The 17,934-nt window shown below is 63.7% G+C and carries 13 protein-coding genes and 1 pseudogene; 10 read left to right on the plus strand and 4 right to left on the minus strand.

The features are described 5' to 3' along the window. The first annotated feature begins 1 nt into the window (after position 1). The 4 genes from ACQE2J_RS17930 to ACQE2J_RS17945 all read left to right on the plus strand — a co-directional run bounded on the left by ACQE2J_RS17930 (position 2) and on the right by ACQE2J_RS17945 (position 2,878). Positions 2 to 787, plus strand: coding sequence for an electron transfer flavoprotein subunit beta/FixA family protein (locus tag ACQE2J_RS17930; RefSeq protein ID WP_135540658.1), 786 nt, complete (start codon positions 2 to 4; stop codon positions 785 to 787). Next, positions 787 to 1,803 carry an electron transfer flavoprotein subunit alpha/FixB family protein gene (locus tag ACQE2J_RS17935; protein ID WP_240689923.1) on the plus strand — a complete coding sequence of 339 codons (1,017 nt, stop codon included), beginning with the start codon at positions 787 to 789 and terminating at the stop codon, positions 1,801 to 1,803. Before ACQE2J_RS17930 ends, ACQE2J_RS17935 begins: the two co-directional genes overlap by 1 nt. 138 nt (positions 1,804 to 1,941) lie before the next feature. Beyond that, entirely contained in the window at positions 1,942 to 2,337 is a 396-nt protein-coding gene (locus ACQE2J_RS17940) for an acyl-CoA thioesterase (protein WP_135540655.1), read from the plus strand. A 142-nt stretch (positions 2,338 to 2,479) separates the two neighbouring features. Further along, complete coding sequence (locus tag ACQE2J_RS17945; RefSeq protein WP_135540653.1) at positions 2,480 to 2,878, plus strand: VOC family protein; 399 nt, start codon at positions 2,480 to 2,482, stop codon at positions 2,876 to 2,878. A 14-nt stretch (positions 2,879 to 2,892) separates the two neighbouring features. Here the strand turns inward: ACQE2J_RS17945 and ACQE2J_RS17950 are convergent, their stop codons facing one another. Then, positions 2,893 to 3,618 (minus strand): helix-turn-helix domain-containing protein, encoded by a 726-nt coding sequence (locus ACQE2J_RS17950; RefSeq protein ID WP_135540651.1) that lies wholly within the window; start codon positions 3,616 to 3,618, stop codon positions 2,893 to 2,895. Positions 3,619 to 3,745: 127 nt separating this feature from the next. Between ACQE2J_RS17950 and ACQE2J_RS17955 the strand changes: the two genes are divergently transcribed. The 6 genes and pseudogenes from ACQE2J_RS17955 to erm all read left to right on the plus strand — a co-directional run. Further along, positions 3,746 to 4,321 (plus strand): HAD domain-containing protein, encoded by a 576-nt coding sequence (locus tag ACQE2J_RS17955; RefSeq protein ID WP_426936785.1) that lies wholly within the window; start codon positions 3,746 to 3,748, stop codon positions 4,319 to 4,321. Beyond that, entirely contained in the window at positions 4,318 to 5,109 is a 792-nt protein-coding gene (locus ACQE2J_RS17960) for a glutamate racemase (protein ID WP_135540649.1), read from the plus strand. The genes ACQE2J_RS17955 and ACQE2J_RS17960 overlap by 4 nt, the downstream gene beginning before the upstream one ends. A 152-nt stretch (positions 5,110 to 5,261) precedes the next feature. Further along, positions 5,262 to 6,242: a slipin family protein gene (locus ACQE2J_RS17965; protein WP_135540647.1), complete on the plus strand. Its 981-nt coding sequence runs from the start codon at positions 5,262 to 5,264 to the stop codon at positions 6,240 to 6,242. A 52-nt stretch (positions 6,243 to 6,294) separates the two neighbouring features. Beyond that, on the plus strand, positions 6,295 to 6,891 hold the full coding sequence (locus ACQE2J_RS17970) for an HdeD family acid-resistance protein (RefSeq protein ID WP_135540646.1): 597 nt from the start codon (positions 6,295 to 6,297) through the stop codon (positions 6,889 to 6,891). A gap of 379 nt (positions 6,892 to 7,270) precedes the next feature. Then, positions 7,271 to 8,782 (plus strand): inorganic phosphate transporter, encoded by a 1,512-nt coding sequence (locus ACQE2J_RS17975; protein ID WP_426936786.1) that lies wholly within the window; start codon positions 7,271 to 7,273, stop codon positions 8,780 to 8,782. Positions 8,783 to 9,196: 414 nt separating this feature from the next. After that, a pseudogene (gene erm, locus ACQE2J_RS17980) lies at positions 9,197 to 10,030 on the plus strand (23S ribosomal RNA methyltransferase Erm); the annotation flags it as partial. Positions 10,031 to 10,784: 754 nt separating this feature from the next. Here erm and ACQE2J_RS17985 read toward each other — a convergent pair. From ACQE2J_RS17985 to ACQE2J_RS17995, 3 genes are all read right to left on the minus strand, one after another. After that, complete coding sequence (locus tag ACQE2J_RS17985; protein ID WP_426936787.1) at positions 10,785 to 12,233, minus strand: IS1380 family transposase; 1,449 nt, start codon at positions 12,231 to 12,233, stop codon at positions 10,785 to 10,787. 653 nt (positions 12,234 to 12,886) lie between these two features. Continuing rightward, entirely contained in the window at positions 12,887 to 16,111 is a 3,225-nt protein-coding gene (locus tag ACQE2J_RS17990; RefSeq protein ID WP_425119967.1) for a type I restriction endonuclease subunit R, read from the minus strand. Then, positions 16,108 to 17,862 carry an ATP-binding protein gene (locus ACQE2J_RS17995; protein WP_426936788.1) on the minus strand — a complete coding sequence of 585 codons (1,755 nt, stop codon included), beginning with the start codon at positions 17,860 to 17,862 and terminating at the stop codon, positions 16,108 to 16,110. Before ACQE2J_RS17995 ends, ACQE2J_RS17990 begins: the two co-directional genes overlap by 4 nt. Positions 17,863 to 17,934 lie beyond the last annotated feature (72 nt).

Consider the following 17,934-nt stretch of genomic DNA (forward strand, 5'->3'; position numbering starts at 1 on the left):
CATGAACATCCTCGTGTGCATCAAACGCATCCCCGATATCGCCGGGCAGGTCACCCTTGACGGTGCGGAGACCGGCATCGACGAATCCGGTCTCGGCCACACCATGTCCTCCCATGAGGAATGCGCCGTCGAGCTCGCCATCCAGACCGCCGCGGCCACCGGTGGCAAGGTCACCGTGCTCACCCTGGGCCCTGCCGAGGCGGTCGAACAGCTGCGTGCGGCGGCAGCCGTGGGTGCGAACGACGGGATCCTCATCGAAACGGCCGATCCCGATGCCTTCGGACCCGAGGACATCGCCCAGGTCATCGCCGATGTCGTCCGCGATCGTGCCGAACAGGGCCAGGAGTTCGATCTCGTGCTGCTGGGCAATGATGCTGCCGACACCGGCGACTTCCAAGTGCCGATCCGGCTCGCCTACGAACTCGAATACCCGGTGCTCACGAGCATCCAGACACTGAGCCCCACGGATGGCTCGGCCGCCTCGGGCGGGATCGAGGCCCGCGGGATCGGGCCGGCCGGTGCCGAGCTCTTCTCCGTCGACCTGCCCGCCGTCATCGCCGTCCAGGAGGGCGGAGTCGACCCCCGCTACCCCTCGATCACCGGGCGGATGAAGGCGAAGAAGGCGCCCATCGCCGAATACGACGCACCCGATCCCGGAGCGGGCAATCCACGGATGAGGCTCGAGCTGCCGCCGGAGAAGACGAGTGCGGTGACCATCCTCGGCGAGGGCCCCGATGCGGCACCCGCCTTGGTCGATGTTCTGGAAGAGATCGGGGTGCTTCGGTGATGACTCTCGTATTCGTCGAAACAGATGAGACCGGTGCGGTGCAGCTGACTTCCGCCGAGGCGGTCACCTTCGCCCGCATCCACGCCGCCACCCTCACCTCCTTGCTACCCGACGGCGGCGCAGCAACCTCGCGCGAGGTATCTGGGACGCCGTCGGGTAGTCCTGAAGGGGTGGTGGTGGGGCCGCTCAGCGACGCCGCCGTCGACGAGCTGGGGCGGCTGGGGGTGAGCGTCATCCACCACCTCCAGCATCCCGATCTCGAGGAGTACTCGGCGGCGGCCTGGGCGCAGGCCATCGTCGACATCGCCCCTGAGTCCGGCACACTGCTGGCTTCGGGAACACCTCGAGGAATGGAGCTCATGGCCCACGTCGCGGTGCGCACCGGTGAGCGGATGGCGGCGAATGTCATCGCCGTCGACGAGGAGGGGCTGCTGCGGCAGGTCTACGGCGGGACGGCGTTCGAACGGCTCCGGCTCGACGGCGACCTGCAGGTCCTCACGGTCGCCGGTCACGCCTGCTCTCCCGAGGAGACCGCGCCGACGACACCGCAGATCTACGACTACGAGCTCGAGGTCACCGAGGAGGACCTGCGCACCCGAGCGACACGGACCGAGGCCGAGGCCGCCGACGACACCTCCGGACTGACTCAGGCACGGGCCGTGGTCGGTGCCGGACGCGGGGTCGGTTCGGAGAACGGTTTCGTCGAGGTCCTCGAACTCGTCGACCACCTCGACGGAGCTCTGGGCGTCTCACGGGTGGTCACGGGGCTCGGCTGGCGGCCGCACGCCGAGCAGGTCGGGCAGACCGGCAGCCGGATCTCACCCGATGTCTACATCGCCTGCGGGATCTCCGGGGCCATCCAGCACATGGCCGGGATCGAGGGCGCGAAGACCCTCATTGCGATCAACACCGACGAAGAGGCGACCATGGTCCAGCGCGCGGACTACGCGATCATCGGCGATCTCCATGAGGTCGTCGGCGCCGTCAACGAGGAGATCCGCAACCGCCGAGGCTGAGGCTCGCTTCCTCCATGTGGGCCGTCACGGGCCAGGCGGGATTTCCCATTCGGAACTCTCTCCTGATTAACTGTGGAACGATCGTTCAGTTCGAGCACCGCTGCGCTCACGGCTGCCGCAGCGGACATGGAGGCATGCGTGAAGACATTCGAATACTCGCCCGAGGTCCGCTGGTCGGATCAGGACATGCTCGGGCACGTGAATAACGCACGGCTGATCACCATCGTCGAAGAGTGCCGTGTGCGGTGGATGCATGGGATCCGGGCCGGTCACATCACCGGCGGGGGTCTGCTCGTGGCCCACCAGTCCATCGATTACCTCGTGCCCGTCATGTACGGACCGAAGCTGACGATGACCGTGACGGTGAAGAAGCTCGGAAACTCCTCGTTCACCGTCAACACCCGGGGAGACCAGGATGGACGTCAGGTCTTCGACCATGACTGCGTGCTCGTCCACATCGACCGGGACACCTCCGAACCGACCCCGCTGACGTCCGATCTGCGCGCCGTGTTCGGGGAGTACCTGCAGGACTGAGCCTCGCCGCAGCGGCGACTGCTCCGCTCGCCCGAGGTTCACCGAGACTGCCCGGGCGCTTCGAGCCCACACGGACCGTGATGGTGCGAACATGGCCGATCTGTTCATGCTCACCAGCCGCGCTCCCGCATAGCCTGAAGGCATGAAACTCGACGCGATCTCAATCATCACTGCCGATATGCCCACAGCTGTCACCTTCTACTCCGCGCTCGGACTCGAGCTCACCGACGGCGGTCCGGAGGCGCCACACACCGAATTCTCCTCGGGCAGCCTCCGCATCCTCCTCGACACCGAGGCGGTCATGCACAGCATCGACCCCGACTGGACGTGGCCGACCGGCGGCCACAAGATGTCCCTGGCCTTCGACTGCTCCACGCCCGAGGCTGTCGACGCGACCTTCGCCGAACTCACCGGCGAAGCGGCGGGGCCCGCCGTGGCCGGGGTCGTCCACGAACCCTGGGACGCCTTCTGGGGACAGCGCTATGCCGTGGTCTCCGACCCCGACGGCAACAAGGTCGACCTCTTCGCGAGTCTCGGGTAGGCGCGCCGGCCCCGTCACCGCCCGAGCAGGGAGCGCTCATCGCGCCACAGGTGCGCCGCATCCGCGTAGCCGGCGCGCGCCGCAGCCGCGGTGCGGGTGTGGCCGGCAGTGAGGAATGCGCGAGCCGCCTGCCAGCGCAGGACCTTCGTCAGATGCTTCGGCCCGTACCCGAACCACTCCGCTGAGAGCCTGCGCAGCTGTCGGGGCGAGTACGCGAAGTCCGCGGCCACCTCGGCGACGGTCCTTGCCGGTGAGGCCATCCCGGCACCGAGGAGGCCGGCCATATCCATGGGGCGCCGGTCGAAGACGGTGCGGTCTGTCAGGACCGTCGCGATCGCGAGCAGCTCACGGGCGTGCGCACTCATCGGCTCAGCTGCGGCCTCCCCCGCCCGCCGTCGTGGCGAACCCGGCTCGTCGATCCCAGCCGCGCGTGCTTGGGCGGCGGCGACGATGCCCGGGGCGACGACTGCCTCGAGCGGGGTGACGCGATCGGCCAGCTCCGCCGCCGAGGTGGCCAGCAGTTGGGGAAGCACACCCGGACCGAAGCGGAGTCCGATCACGGGTTCTGGGGTGCCGGCGAAGCCGCGAGCGGTCGAATCGGCGCCGGCGATGATGATCGTCGGTCCGATGCGGATGAGGTCCATGCATCCGTCGGGGACGATGAGCGACTCCCCCGGCGTCTGCCCGATCGAGACCCACAGGCTCGCCTGCAAGCGGGGGATGTGGGTCTGTCGGTACACGGACTCGGCTCTCCTCGGCGGTCGGCGGTAAACTCGGAGACGAAATCTGGTGCGGGCGGAAGCGGTCTGCCCCCAGAATAGCGCGCTCGTCTCGCGTCCGGCCGGACGGCGAAGCGAACAGGAAGGAATGATGGCTGCCGCATCCCCGTCGCCGGTCTCGGCTCGCCGGCGAGCACGCCATGTCACCGTCTTCCTCGACGTCGACGGCGTCCTCAACTCCTATCCGGTGCCCAAACTGCGCATCATGACCGAAGGCCGGAAGAAGCTGCGGGCGTGGAACTACGAGCTCCACTACCGAACGGCCGTCGTCGAATTCTTCGATCGCATCGTCGAAACCCATGACGTCGACGTCGTCTGGCTCTCGACCTGGTCAAAGCGGTGCAAGTCCGAACTCGAACCGAAATTCGGTCTGCGCAACTCCTTCGACGTCATCGAAATGCCCGATGAGACCCATAACCGTTTCGCTCACGATCCGCAGCAGTGGTGGAAGGCCCGCGCCATGGAGGACTGGCTGTCCACGCACGAACACGGCCGCGCGATCTGGATCGACGACGACCTGGCCTGGCCGGTCACGCGCGAATACTTCCTCAGCCGGTATTCGACGAACCGACTCAAACTCATCGCCCCGCACTTCGCCCACGGCCTGACGAAGGCCCACCTCAAAGAGATCCGGGAGTTCGCCTACCCGAAGGACGCTTCATGACGCGCATCGGTCTGCTCGATTCCGGACTCGGACTCCTCGGCACCGCCGATGCACTCTTCCACCTCGCTCCCGACGCGGACCTCGTCCTGGCCATGGATCCGGACTTCTCTCCCTACGGCAGCCTGAGCACGGAGACCCTCGAACAGCGGGCCCTGCATTCGGCCGGGGTGCTCGCCGAATGGGAACCCGATGCCATCGTCATCGCCTGCAACACCGCCTCGGTGCAGGCACTCGAGGCCGTGCGCGCCCGCTATGAACCGCGCATTCCCGTCATCGGCACCGTCCCCGCGGTGAAGATGGCCGCCGGCACGGGACAGGACTTCGCGATCTGGGCGACCCCGGCGACCACCGGCAGCGACTACCAACAGAACCTCATAGACTCCTTCGCCGCCGACCTGCACGTGGCTAAGGTCGCCTGCCCGGGATTGGCCGAGGCGATCAACGCCGCCGACCTGGAGAAGATCGACACCGCCATCGAGGATGCCTTCACCCAAATGGGGCCGGGAATGGAGACCGTGGTGCTCGGCTGTACCCATTACGGACTCGTCGCTGACCGCATCATGGCCGCCCGCGCGGGCGCCCTCACCGTCTTCGACTCCCCGATGCCGGTGGCCAAACAGACACTGCGCCGCATCGGCCTCGAACCCGCGGGAATCGGCGAGGAACAGCCGGGCACCGGACGCGTGCTCGCCACCTTCGCTTCCGGGCGCCGGGTGAACCTGCCCACCTCACTGGCGGCCTACCCGGCCGGCAAACGACTGCTGGCCCGAGAGTCGCAGGAGGGCTGAGCGCCCCACCCCCTCTCAGGGTGAGCCGTCGACGCCCCTCCCACGAAACCCCGCGCTCGGCAAAAGTTTCGTGATTATAACCGACCCTGCCATCAGAGGCAAACGAGTGCTAAAATGAGGGGACCGTCAGTCGTCAAAGGAGGCGATTCGACATGTTGGCGCTCGGAATCCTTGCCGCACTTGTCGCACTCGGAGCCATCACGCTGGGAAACAGCCTGAGGATCGTCAAACAGTATGAGCGCGGGGTGGTCTTCCGCCTCGGCAGAGTGAATGCCGAGCCCAAACCTCCCGGGCTGACGGCGATCATCCCGTTCGTCGACAACCTGCAGAAGGTCAATCTCCAGATCGTCACGATGCCGATTCCCGCTCAGGAGGGCATCACCCGCGACAACGTCACCGTCCGCGTCGACGCCGTCATCTATTTCAAGGTTGTCGATCCGCGCAAGGCCGTCGTCGATGTCGAGGACTATCAGCTCGCCGTCGGGCAGGTCGCGCAGACCTCGCTGCGGTCGATCATCGGCCAGAGCGAACTCGACGATCTGCTCACCAACCGCGAACGCCTCAACCAGGGCCTGGCGATCATGATCGACAATCCCGCCGTCGACTGGGGCATCCACATCGACCGCGTCGAGATCAAGGACGTGGCCCTGCCGGAGACGATGAAGCGGTCGATGTCGCGCCAGGCCGAAGCCGAACGCGAACGCCGCTCGCGCGTCATCATCGCCGATGGTGAGCTGCAGGCGTCGAACAAGCTCGCCCAGGCCTCCGAGGCGATGGCCCACACCCCATCCGCCCTCCAGCTGCGCCTGCTGCAGACCATCGTCGAAGTCGCCGCCGAACGGAATTCGACCCTCGTCCTGCCCTTCCCCGTCGAACTGCTCCGGTTCCTCGAAGGCAACACTCCGACCTCGCCTCCGACCACCGAGGAGGGGGCGAAGCCCGATCCCAACTCCGCCGAGGCGGAGGCGACGTCCGCCCCGGACGCGGCCGCGGCGAACACCGCACCGACCACCGACCTCGACGCCATCGTCCAAGCGATGTCCGAATCGCTCAAACTCACCGGCCTCATGCCCGAGCAGGAGCGCACGACCTCGGACACCGCGGAGGCGGAGAAGCATCTCGGGCACGCCTGATCGAGACCGTCCTCTTCAGCATCCGTCCAAATCCGAGGATTAGGCTGAGGCCATGGACCTCAAGCGCACAGGAAGAACAGTCATCGTCAACGGCGTCATCGCCCTCGTGATGGGTGTGCTGATGATGGCTTGGCCCGGTGCCTCCGCCGAGGTGGTCGTGCGGATCTTCGCCTGCTGGCTCGCCGTCATCGCCGTCTCCTCCCTCGTGTTCGCCCCGCGAGGAGGACGCACCGGCAGCCTGGTCACGCGTGCGGTTCTGCTCATCCTCCTCGGCGTGCTCATCTTCCTCACCCCGATGCTGTTCGCCTCGATGGTCACGGTGCTCACCGGCTTCGCGATCGTCTTCTTCAGCATCCTCGCTCTCACCGTGTCCTTCTTCATCCGACGCATCGGTGTCGGGTCCTGGTGGGTGCTCACGACCATCGGCATCCTCGGCATCATCCTCGGCGCGTTCTTCCTCTTCGCCCCGAGCGCCGGGGTGACCGCGCTGATCTTCACTCTCGCCGCGTTCATCATCCTCGTCGGCATCGCCCTCATCGCTCTCGGTCGGCGCCTGCGCAGCACTGCCCGGCAGATGCAGGCCGATCCGCACCGCAACCGTCCCGACGACGGCGGCGGGGACGTCATCCGCGGCGAGATCATCGACTGAGTCCGGCCGCCTCGGCGAGCCTCTCCCCTCTCTTCTGACTTCTGCGATCGGGCCCGCGCATGTCCGGGCCCGGTCACGTCTGTGGGCCCGCTTCCGCTGCCGCGGCCCCGTCTCGGGGTTTCGTGGCCGTTGTCACAGCCGGTCTTTCCTCCTGCCCCAACCGACCTCACCACCTCCCGCGCGAACCCGCTCGCATAGCATCTGACCTGGAATTTCGCGTGAACCTCAGGCGAATTGCACCGAATGTGCATGTTCATTTCGCGCGCGTCCGATTCGGTGTTCACCTTCCGTTCACCTTTCCCGTAACCTGGCGGTCATTCGGCCTGCGAATCATGGGAGCAGACACAGCCTGCATCCAGACCTTCGCTAGGAGATTCGAATGACCCAGGTTCTGGCCCCGGAGCGCCGCACTCCGCCGCCTGCCCTCGGCCGCAGCAATGATCGCCTCTGGCATCTGGCCTTCGGCGGCCTGCTCGCGATCACCCTCATCGCCTTCACCCTGTGGTCCTTCGACTTCGTCGGTCGCGACGCACCGCGCATGGTGCTCGTCACCACCGTCATCTTCGGCGCCTTCATGGCGTTCAACATCGGCGGCAACGATGTCGCCAACGCCTTCGGAACCTCCGTCGGAGCCGGCACACTGACGATGAAGCAGGCACTGCTCATCGCTGCGGTCTTCGAAGTCAGCGGTGCCCTGCTGGCCGGCGGCGACGTCACCGACACGGTCAAGAGCGGAATCGTCGACCTCAGCGGAGTCGCGATCAACCCGATGGACTTCGCGTTCATCATGATGGCCGCCCTCCTCGGCGCCGCACTGTGGCTGCTCGTGGCAACCCGGATGGGCTGGCCGGTGTCGACGACGCATGCGATCATCGGCGGCATCATCGGAGCTTCACTGACGATCGGCTTCGTCACCGGCACCGGCGGGCTCTCCATGGTGCAATGGTCCGAGGTCGGCCAGATCGCGATCTCCTGGGTGCTGTCGCCCGCGCTCGGCGGACTCGCCGCGTTCTTCATCTACGGGCTGATCAAGAAGTACGTGCTCGGCAATGCGCTGTCACACACCCTCAAGCCACATATGCTCTCCGCCGTCGCTCCGGCCGAAGGCTCCGTCGACGCCCAGATCGACTCGGCGACCACCGGGTCGGACGTCACAGGAGCCGGTACGGGTGCGATCGGCACTCACTCGGCTCTGCAGCGCTGGGTTCCGCTCGTCGCTGCCGCCGGCGCGGTCATCATCACCGCGATGCTGCTGTTCAAGGGTCTGACGAATCTCGACATGAGCGTGTCCACCGTCGGCGGAGTCCTCGTCATGGCGATGATCGGCGTGGCCGTGTGGCTGGCCGTGTTCGTCTTCGCCAAGACCCTGCGCAAGCAGACCGTGCCCCGCGCGACCTATATCCTGTTCTCCTGGATGCAGGTGTTCACCGCCTCCGCGTTCGCCTTCAGCCACGGTTCGAACGACATCGCGAACGCCGTCGGCCCTTTCGCCGCCGTCCTCGATGTGCTCCGCACCGACAGCATCAACGCCGAGGCGACCGTTCCGTTCGCGGCCATGCTCACCTGCGGAATCGCCCTCATCGTCGGTCTTTGGTTCATCGGCCGGAAGGTCATCGCGACCGTCGGAACGAACCTCACCGAGATCCACCCTGCCTCCGGATTCGCCGCGGAGCTCGCGGCCGCCGGAATCGTCATGGCCGCCTCGGTGAGTGGACTGCCCGTGTCCTCGACGCACATCCTCATCGGCGCGATCATCGGTGTCGGCCTGGTCAACCGGTCGGCGAACTGGAAGCTCATGAAGCCGATCGCCCTGGCCTGGGTCATCACCCTGCCGGCAGCGGCCGCCATCGGTTCGATCGGAGTGCTCGTCCTGCGCACCCTCATGGGCTGATACCCGTTCTGAACACGCCCCGCCGACTTCACTGAGAATTCGGCGGGGTAATTTTTTCGTCCACACCCTGGTGGGCGCGAGAGGACCCGTGCTATCTTATTCGGCATGGGAACATTGAACAGCAGCGCAATGACTGCGCCTTGCTTCTACATTCGTCACCGCCGCGCTGTCAGCGCGCTCGACGAAGATTCTGTGATCGGCTGACCGACGACGGCCGCCTCGATCTCCTCCTGCAAGCGCGTTGTCCTCCCGGATCGTCATCGGCATCCGGGTGCTGCGGCAATCGGCTGATCCTTTTCCGTCCCCACTGACCGTTTTGATCGTCAATGATCGACCAGGTCATCGCGGACCGATCTGACTCACCACCATTGCGCTGCCTCGGGTGCCTCCACCTTCTTTCTGGAGCACATCCCATTGCGACCCCACACGACACGCACACGTTCGACACGTACACACTCGACACATTCGAAGTCGAGACATTCACGGTCGAAGCACGGCGGGCGACACGAACTCGGCCAGAACTTCCTCCGCTCACGCACCACTATCGACACGATTGCGAGCCTGGCTCGCTCCACCTCCGGACCGATCATGGAGATCGGCCCCGGCGACGGAGCAGTCACGACCAAGCTCTACCGGCTCGGCCGAGAGCTCACACTCGTCGAACTCGACGAAACGAGGCTTGATCACCTTGAAGACTCATTCCCGCGGGCCGAGGTCCGGCACGCCGACATCCTGACCACCCGGCTCGACCGGCCGGTCATCGTCGGCAATCTGCCGTTCCACCTCACCACCCCCATTCTCCGCAGACTGCTGCGCTCGAGTCAGTGGCAGCAGGCCATCCTGCTCACCCAATGGGAGGTGGCCCGCAAACGTGCCGGAGTCGGCGGATCGACCATGATGACCGCCCAATGGGCACCATGGTTCGACTTCCGCCTCGTATCACGCGTCCCCGCGGATGCATTCACCCCGAAACCCAGCGTCGATGGCGGCATCTTCACCATCGATCGCTGTCCCACCGGATCGATCCCAGCCGGTGTTCGATCCGATTATCAACAGTTCGTCCGGTCGGTCTTCACCGGCCGCGGGCGAGGAATGAAAGGAATCCTCTCAACGATGAGCATCACCGATCACCGCACGCTGCAATCGACCATGGACCGCAACGACATCAGAGGAGACACCTTGCCCAAGGACCTCACCCCCGACCAGTGGACCGGACTGTTCACCGAGCTGACCGCCGATTCCGGCCGCACAGAGACCACGGCCTCGCAGAAGACTGCGAAGTCCGCACAGCGCCGAACGGATCCGAAGAAGGGAAAGACCATGCGAAAGAACAGAAAACCCAATCAGAACCCCATCACCGAGGCGGTCCCGGAGAAGCCGTTGATCACCGGGGAGCTGCCCATCATCGGCGCCGAACAGGCGACCGAGAAGCTGCAGGCGTCCATCCCGGGTGCCGATCCGAAGGCGAAGAGCCATGACAAGGGTCATCTGCAGGCCGAACGCGGTTTCATGAATCAGCATCAGAAGCCGCAGCAGCCTCAACCGAGGTGGAATCTCCCGCGCAGGTGAAATAACCCTGCAAGGCGTCCCGGTTCGAGGTACCAACTTCGCGCCGGGACGCTGCTTCAGTCACACAGCGCGGTCGTGTACCCGCCACTCGACGGGGCCGGATCCTGCGACTGGGAGAACGCCCTCGTAGTTCAGGTTCCCGGTCTCCTTGGACCTAGCCAGTATTCTGCCTACGTCGGCTAAGGAGTATGGTTGTCAGCTCTCTCACCGTCTTCGGCGATCAAGAATCTGTGGTCTGGTCTTTCATGAGTTCTCTCCACTAGCCTCGATTTTTCATGGTGTGGCTCGCGCCCATGATTCTCGCGCTATGGAGCGCATTCGGTTCCGGTTGTGCCATTCGGGTATGACGCGACCACCGTGTCTCGCCACGGTTCGGCGGGGACCCAACCCCCAGTGGTTTCCTCTACTCGAACGGACACTGACACCAGGACGATTATCCCGGCTCGGGTCCCGGCAAGGTACGCAGTCGGTTCAGGCCGGCGACGATGTCTTGAGCGAACCGGGCAGTTTTCTTCATATGCACCACGGCCCGGCGAGCGGTCCTCGCGATCGTGGCCGGCACGGTGTAGATGTGCATGCGCAGTCTCTTCGGCTCCCACCTGCGAATCTGTTCATCGGCGAAGGCCAACAGTCCGCTCCAGGCTTGCAAATCACCGGCGAGAGCGACGATGGCCAACCAGATCCGATTCTGGTCGAAGCCCTTGAGTGGGAAGTTTTGCAGCCCGGTGTCTTTGGCGATCCGGATCCGGTCCTCGCATCTGGCCCGGCAGCGGTGACGGACTTCCAGATCAGCCAGCTGGCCACCGGTCGTGTTCGTCGCGAACGCGGTCAGTCGGTATCCGTCGACATCGTCAAATCGCAGTTGGGCACCCGGGTGGGGACGTTCACGGCGGACGATGATTCGCATCCCGTCCGGCCAATCATCGAGGTCAAGGACACTGGTGAGTTCGGCAACATCGGCCCCTTTACGGGGACAACCGTCGGTGTCGTAGGCCGGCTCCCACGCTTTCAGTTTCGTCAGCTGGCGGTAGAGGTCGGGCATCGTCGTCGGCAGCATGAATCCGATCGAATACGACAGACGCCTCTTGGTGAGGAAGTTCAGGAAAGCGTGGGTGCCGCCAGCAGTATCAGTGCGGATGAGGACCGATTTCCCCGGACGAGGTTTGCCGCCGGGCAGGCCAGCAAGAACTTCTTTGACCAGTGTGATGTGGTCGGCGGCGGTATTCGAACCCGCATTACCGGGACGCAGCAGCCCAGCAACGGGTTCGCCACAGCCTGGTCTTCCGTGGTCGATGAACGCCAGCAGGAGATGGAACCCGAATCCCTTCTTATAGGTGGGTTTCGCGTCTTCCTTCTCACTGTGAGCGGTGACCAAGGTGGCATCGATATCGACGATCAGCGGAGTCGAAGCATCTGTCTCGTGGTTTGGTGCCTGAGCCCCGGAGAGTTCCCACACCCGGGCACGCGCCGCCGCCCGAGCAGTGTTGAGAGCAGCCAGTACTCGATCGGCGTCGGCGGCGAGGGTGCGGATGAGGCGGGTGATCGTCGGGTTCGATGCCACTGGGCCGTAGAGGTCGGGTTCGTCGCGGAGGACGGAGCTATCGGAGAGGGCGTCGCCGCCGAGTGCGAGGGTGATGGCGATGTCGGTGAGGATCTTGGCGGGGTCGTGGATGGCGAAGGGTTTCTTCCACGCTGCCAGAGCCTGCTTCAGGTAGTGGCCAAGCCCGCTGGTGTGCACGGTTTCAGTCAGCAGCATACCGCCGGCTTGCCCGACAGCATTGCTGAGCGCGGTATCGACGTGCAAGCGAGGATAGCTGCGGGTAGGCTTCACTGTGAGAGTGCTCCTTTTCCAACGGGTTCTGGTTGTCTTCGCAAACACCATTATCCCTGGTCAGGAGCACTTTTCTTCTGTCAGTCCACCATCCGGTCGATCCTAATCATGAAAACTCGAGGCTAGTTCTTCGAGAGCTTCGACCCCTCGCTTTTCGAGCCTGCGAAGTTGTCCAATCCGGTCTCCGATCCTCTTCAGCCTTTGCTCGATGTCACGGTCGCTTCGTGTCGTGTCAACCCTGTATCGAAGTCCTGTGAGGTCAAGGACGATGGATTCGCAATACTGCTTTCGTCGGTCTGGACCGAAATAGCGGATCGTACCGGTCAATCGGTCGGGCGCCACCACTTCGCCCTTCCTTCGATGCTCATCGAGCATGTTCCTATACAAGGAACGTCGAGAGTCCCCTGGACCGAACGTCAATCCCGGTCCTTGATACATCCGTCGGATGTACGAACCGTAGTTGTTCCTATTCGGCTCAGCGCTACTCAGGGAACTGTCGAATTCGATGGTCACGTTATATGCCGCGCTCTGGCCGAAATTTTCCACGACAAAGTACATTCGACTCGAAGCCATTGCTTCAACAAACTTGACAGTGACATACGGCCGTGAACGATCGCGACTGTCCCTTGCGCTCCGAACCATCGTGATCACAGCAATTACTGTTGTCACCAAAATACTTATGACTCCGACAAGCCCCGGGTCGATCATGCCGCCTGCACCTTAGCCAGCTCCTCCATCTGATCGATGACCAGCTGGATCGCCTCTTTGCGCCGATCCGGCGGGTACTTGTGCCGGATGAGCAGCAGTTTCACAGATGTCCGCAGCTTGGCGCGAACGTCGTCGCGCACAGTCCAGTCGGTCTTGACATCACGCTGCATGATTCCCACGAGTTCCCGGGCGATCTGCGCCAATGTGTCCGCGCCCTGGCTCTGCACTGCGGATTCGTTCTCCGCCACCGCATCATAGAAGGCCAGCTCCTTCCAGTCCAGAGGCGGATCGAACTGCTGACCACGGTTGCCTTCGTCGGCCACCTCGCGCGCGAGCTCCACGAGCTCTGCGATCACCTCGGCCGAGGTCAGCTGCTGATTCGTGTACCTGTTCATCAGCTCTCGGATCCGCTCGGCAAATGCCTTCTGCCGCACGAGGTTGCTCTTCGTCAGCTGCGTCGCCCGGTCGGTGAGTACATCCCTGAGTGCTTCGATGGCCAGGTGGGGAGTCGGAGACTTCTGGGCTTGGTGGGTGAGATCCGGGGTCAGGTCCTGCAGCGACGGTTTCGCGAGCCCCGCGGCCTCGTAGATGTCAACGATCTCCCCAGCATGGGTCGACTCCTCCAGCAGGCCCGCGAGCATCAGCTCGACGTCCTCGGATACCGGGCGTCCCGAGGCCTGCCGCTCCTGAGCGTCGAACTTCGCCATCCACACGCGCACCTCTTCGTAGAACTGCGCATCCGCACGCCTGTCTTTGAGTTCGTCGGAACCTCGGGCCAGTGCCCATGCTCGTGCCAGACTTCCGGACAGGCGCCGATAGTTCTCGGCCAGCCCCGAGTCCTCAGCTGCATCCGTGTCCGAAGAGTTCTCGGTGCCGTCGTCGCCGAGCCCTCGAGGCTGTTGTGCCAGGGTCACATTCGCATGCGCGGGATCGCGCAGATAGTTCGTCAACCCTAGAGCAGCCTTGATGTGACTGCCGGGCTGTCCGTCGAGTTTCGCCCGCCAGTCGTATCCGGCGCACAAAGTGTCCAAAGCATCGAGGAACTCGTGAACGACTCGCACCGCATCGTCGAATTTGCGCCCCATCGGCTCGGTTTCCTGATCACGCGCCGTGTATTCGGCCAGCGCGTTGCGCAGGTTGTTCGCGATCGGAGCATAGGCAACCATGAGTCCGTCGGTTTTGCCCCGATAGGTGCGATTCACTCGCGCCAGGGTCTGCATGAGCAGCGCGTTCTTCAGAGGCCGGTCCAGGTACAGCGTGTGCAGCTGCGGGGCGTCGAAGCCGGTGAGCATCATGTCCTTGACGATGACGAGTTCGAGTTCGTCGTCGACGTCTTTGATGCGCTTCTGAATCGTCTTGTTCTGCCCCTGCCTCCGGCGATGCTTCGCGATGAGTCCGGAATCCGAAGAATTCGATGAGTAGACGACCTTGATCTTGCCGGCGTCGACGTCGTCGCTGTGCCAATCCGGGCGCAGTTCGATGATCTCCTCGTAGAGTCGGGCGCAGATCTCACGCGTGGCGCAGACGATCATCGCCTTGCCGGGTGCGGCGATGAAGGGCCGCATCGATTCCGAGCGCTCTTCCCAGTGCTCGACGATATCGGCGGCCAGCAGCTGCAGGCGTTCGTGGTTGCCGTAGACGGAGTTGATCACGGCGACCGACTGCTCCACGCGGGTGCGTTCGACATCGTCGAGGCCCGCAGTCGCCTCGTCCGCCGAGGTGTTGAGGTCGTCTTCGGAGACTTCTTGACCCAGACCCATCTCGATCAGCCTCGGCTCATAGACGACCGGGACCGTGGCGCCATCGCTGACGGCCCGGGACAGGTCATAGGTGTCGATGACGTCGCCGAACACCTCTTGGGTGTTGCGGTCGGCGAAGGAGATCGGGGTGCCGGTGAATGCAATGAATGAGGCTCTGGGCAGGGCGTCGCGAATGTGTCGGGCGAAGCCGTCGAGTTCGTCATAGTGGGATCGGTGTGCTTCATCGACGATGACGATGATATTGCGGCGATTGCTCAGCTCCGGATGATCGAGCCCGTCGGCGCGTTCGCTGTCGGTGCGACCGAACTTCTGCAGCGTGCTGAAGTAGATTCCGCCCGTGACCTTATGGGTCAGCGCCTCCCGCAGTTCCTGCCGGGAGGAGATCTTGACCGGATTTTCGGCTAGAAGTTGGGAGCGGTCGAAGGTTTCGAACAGCTGGGAGTCGAGTTCGGTTCGGTCCGTGACGACGACGATCGTCGGGTTCTTCAGTTCGGGTCGAATCGCGACGAGGTGGGCATAGAGCTCCATCTCCATGGATTTGCCCGATCCCTGCGTATGCCACACGACCCCCGCACGACCGTCGCTGCGCACCGCCTCGACGGTCGTGCCCACGGCCTTGGTGACCGCGAAGTACTGGTGCGGTTTGGCCACCCGTTTGGCCAGACCGTCCGCGCCTTCGTCGAAGGCCACGAAGTTGCGGATGATCTGTCCGAATCGCTCCTGATTGAACACCCCGTCGATGAGCACTTCGCTGCCGAGGCTCGCTCCCGTATCCGTGTGGTCGCGGCCGAGTGCAACCACCGCGCCGTCGTCGTCGACATTCCATGGTGAGTAGTGGTTGAAGGGGGTGAATGGGGTCCCATATTTCGCGTTCACTCCGTCGCTGACGACGGTGAGGGCGCAGCAGGAGAAAGCGTCGGGGAATTCCCGCAGGTACGTCTGCAGTTGCGCGTAGGCCTCTCGTTCGCCTGTGTTCGCGTCGCCGGCCCGTTTGATCTCCATGATCACCAGCGGGAACCCGTTGACGTAGAGAACGATGTCGAAGCGTCGTTCGATCTCACGGTTGCGGATCGTCACCTGGTTGATCGCCAGGTAGGAGTTGTCCTCGGGACGGTGGCTGAAGAGGCGGATCGTCGGGTTCTGTTCGGTTCCGTCAGCATCGATGTAGGAGATGCCCCGATAGCCATGGGTCAGGTATCCGTGGAACCTGAAGTTCTCCGCAATTGGATCCGCCGAGGCGGCCGCGAGGATCTCTCCCAGCGCTTCGTCGAGGTACCGCGGAGGAACGCCCGGGTTGAGCGTGCGCAGGGCCTGAGCTGCCCGAGTCTTGAGGACGAGGCCGTCCCATTCCGTCCGCCCATCGGTCTGCCCGGGTGTGACCTCCGGGCCCGGTACGTGCTCCCACCCGTTCTCGACGAAGCGGTCGATGTGAAAGGTCTCCCATTCGGATTCGGGGATCATGCTTCCTCGTTTCTGACGATGAGGCGATAACTCTGTTTGGAACTCGACTGCGTGCCGACCCGTTCGACGATCCCTCGTTCCATCAGGGTTCTCAGCCGACGCCACACAGTGGTATGACTCAAGCCCAATTGCGATGCGATCTCACTTGTCAGCGCATGGCCTGCACCAAGAGCCTGCACCACGGCATCGAGTTGCCCATCGATCCCGGGCTGACGAGACTGCGTTTGTGAAGGTATCGCAGCAGCCATGGTCGGTTCGCCGGGCACAAGGTGGTAGCTGGCGTATCGTCTGCCGCCCTTGATTTCGGCTATTCGTCGATCAATAAGGTCTTTGAGGACGGCTCGGGCTTCGTCACCGGGCACGCTCCAGCCTTTGAGCATGGCGACGTTAGTTCGTCCGGCATTGATCATCATCGCGATCGCCAGATGATGAGTGTCCGACAGCCCGGCAAGACCCAGTCGGTTGATCCGGTCCATCGTCTGTGTCGACAACAGTGCCGTCCTCTGCATCGTCACTGTGAGGTGGCCTGGTGAAACGTCGAACTCGGGCGGAGACATTCCGACCGCTCTGAGTGCCGCTGTCACTCTGACCAGACCGGTTCCGCGGTTTTCAACGATGGTCTCCTTCTCCCCGATCACGGGCATATCGGACAGGAGCTTCGCCAAAGTGGCATTACGGGAAGTCGAGCCGCCTTCGTCAGTGCCCAGCGATTCTGCCGCCACTTCCCCGTACAGTCCTCCGGGGCTCCGGACTTCCAGTCGATCCGGGAACAGTTCAATCTGAATCTGGGTCCCCCGGGATTCCGGACTGTAGTCGCGATGGAGCAGGGCATTGGCGAAGACCTCACGCAGAGCTTCGATCGGGTAGTCATAGCGGTCTTCACGTCCGATTCCGTGAATGATCGCGGCTCGGCTCATGTGTTTGCGCATTGCGTCTATAGCCGCGTCAAGCTGATCGGGAATCGGGCCGTCCAGGCTGAGGTTGTCGTAGAAGCGTTCCCCGGACGGCCCCAGGCTCGCTCGATCACGTCCAGGAAAGACTACGAACGAGATGAACAGCTGAGGGAAGAACTGCTGAGGGTATTTTCCGACAGTCAGCAGTCCTGCCAAGGTGGGGCGAGTCTCTCCGCCGGCGGTCGTGAGAACCCCCAGTCCTGTCAGTACTTCGTCCTCATTCTGACCTTTGAACGCACGCGGAGTGCGCTCTGTAGCCCTCTTGACGAGTTCGGTGCAGAGCTCGTCATCAAGGTGCTCTCTGCTTGCCTCCGCGACCGGTTCGCGGTCGTGAGTCTGCTGAATTGTATTCGTCAGCAGCTGGGTGACCTCATAACCGGTCAGCTTCCGATCACCGTCCCCGCTGCGGATGAAAGAGCCCTGGTGCGCGCCACGGTCTGTGAGGTGACAGGGTTTGTCCTTGGGCAGTGCTTCGGAAACAACAATGCGGACAACGGCGGAGCCCTCGAATTCGAGGACTTCGACTTCATCGCGAATCGGAGGTGTCAGCTTGTCAGCGCACGCACCGGCGAGAGCATCACGTATCGCTGCGGCGTCGAAGCCGTCAGCTGCGGTGAAGTCGGCCGACTCGTCGATGCCGAGCAGGACAGTTCCGCCCTGGCCGTTGGCAAAAGCGCTCAAGGTCTCCGGAACCGTCTTCGGAAGCTTTCCGACCGAGGCCTTGACCTCGACATCGGCCGGCTCGACCCCGAGCGTCCGGAGGCGATGCACGGCTGCAGTCAGTTCAGCGTCTTGCACCTTTTCACCGACCTTCCCTCCTTTTCGGAAACCTTACCACCTTTTCAATTCAGTGAAAGAGTTGTCGAAGTA

Source organism: Brevibacterium sp. LE-L (assembly GCF_050214925.1).
Taxonomy (GTDB): Bacteria; Actinomycetota; Actinomycetes; order Actinomycetales; family Brevibacteriaceae; genus Brevibacterium.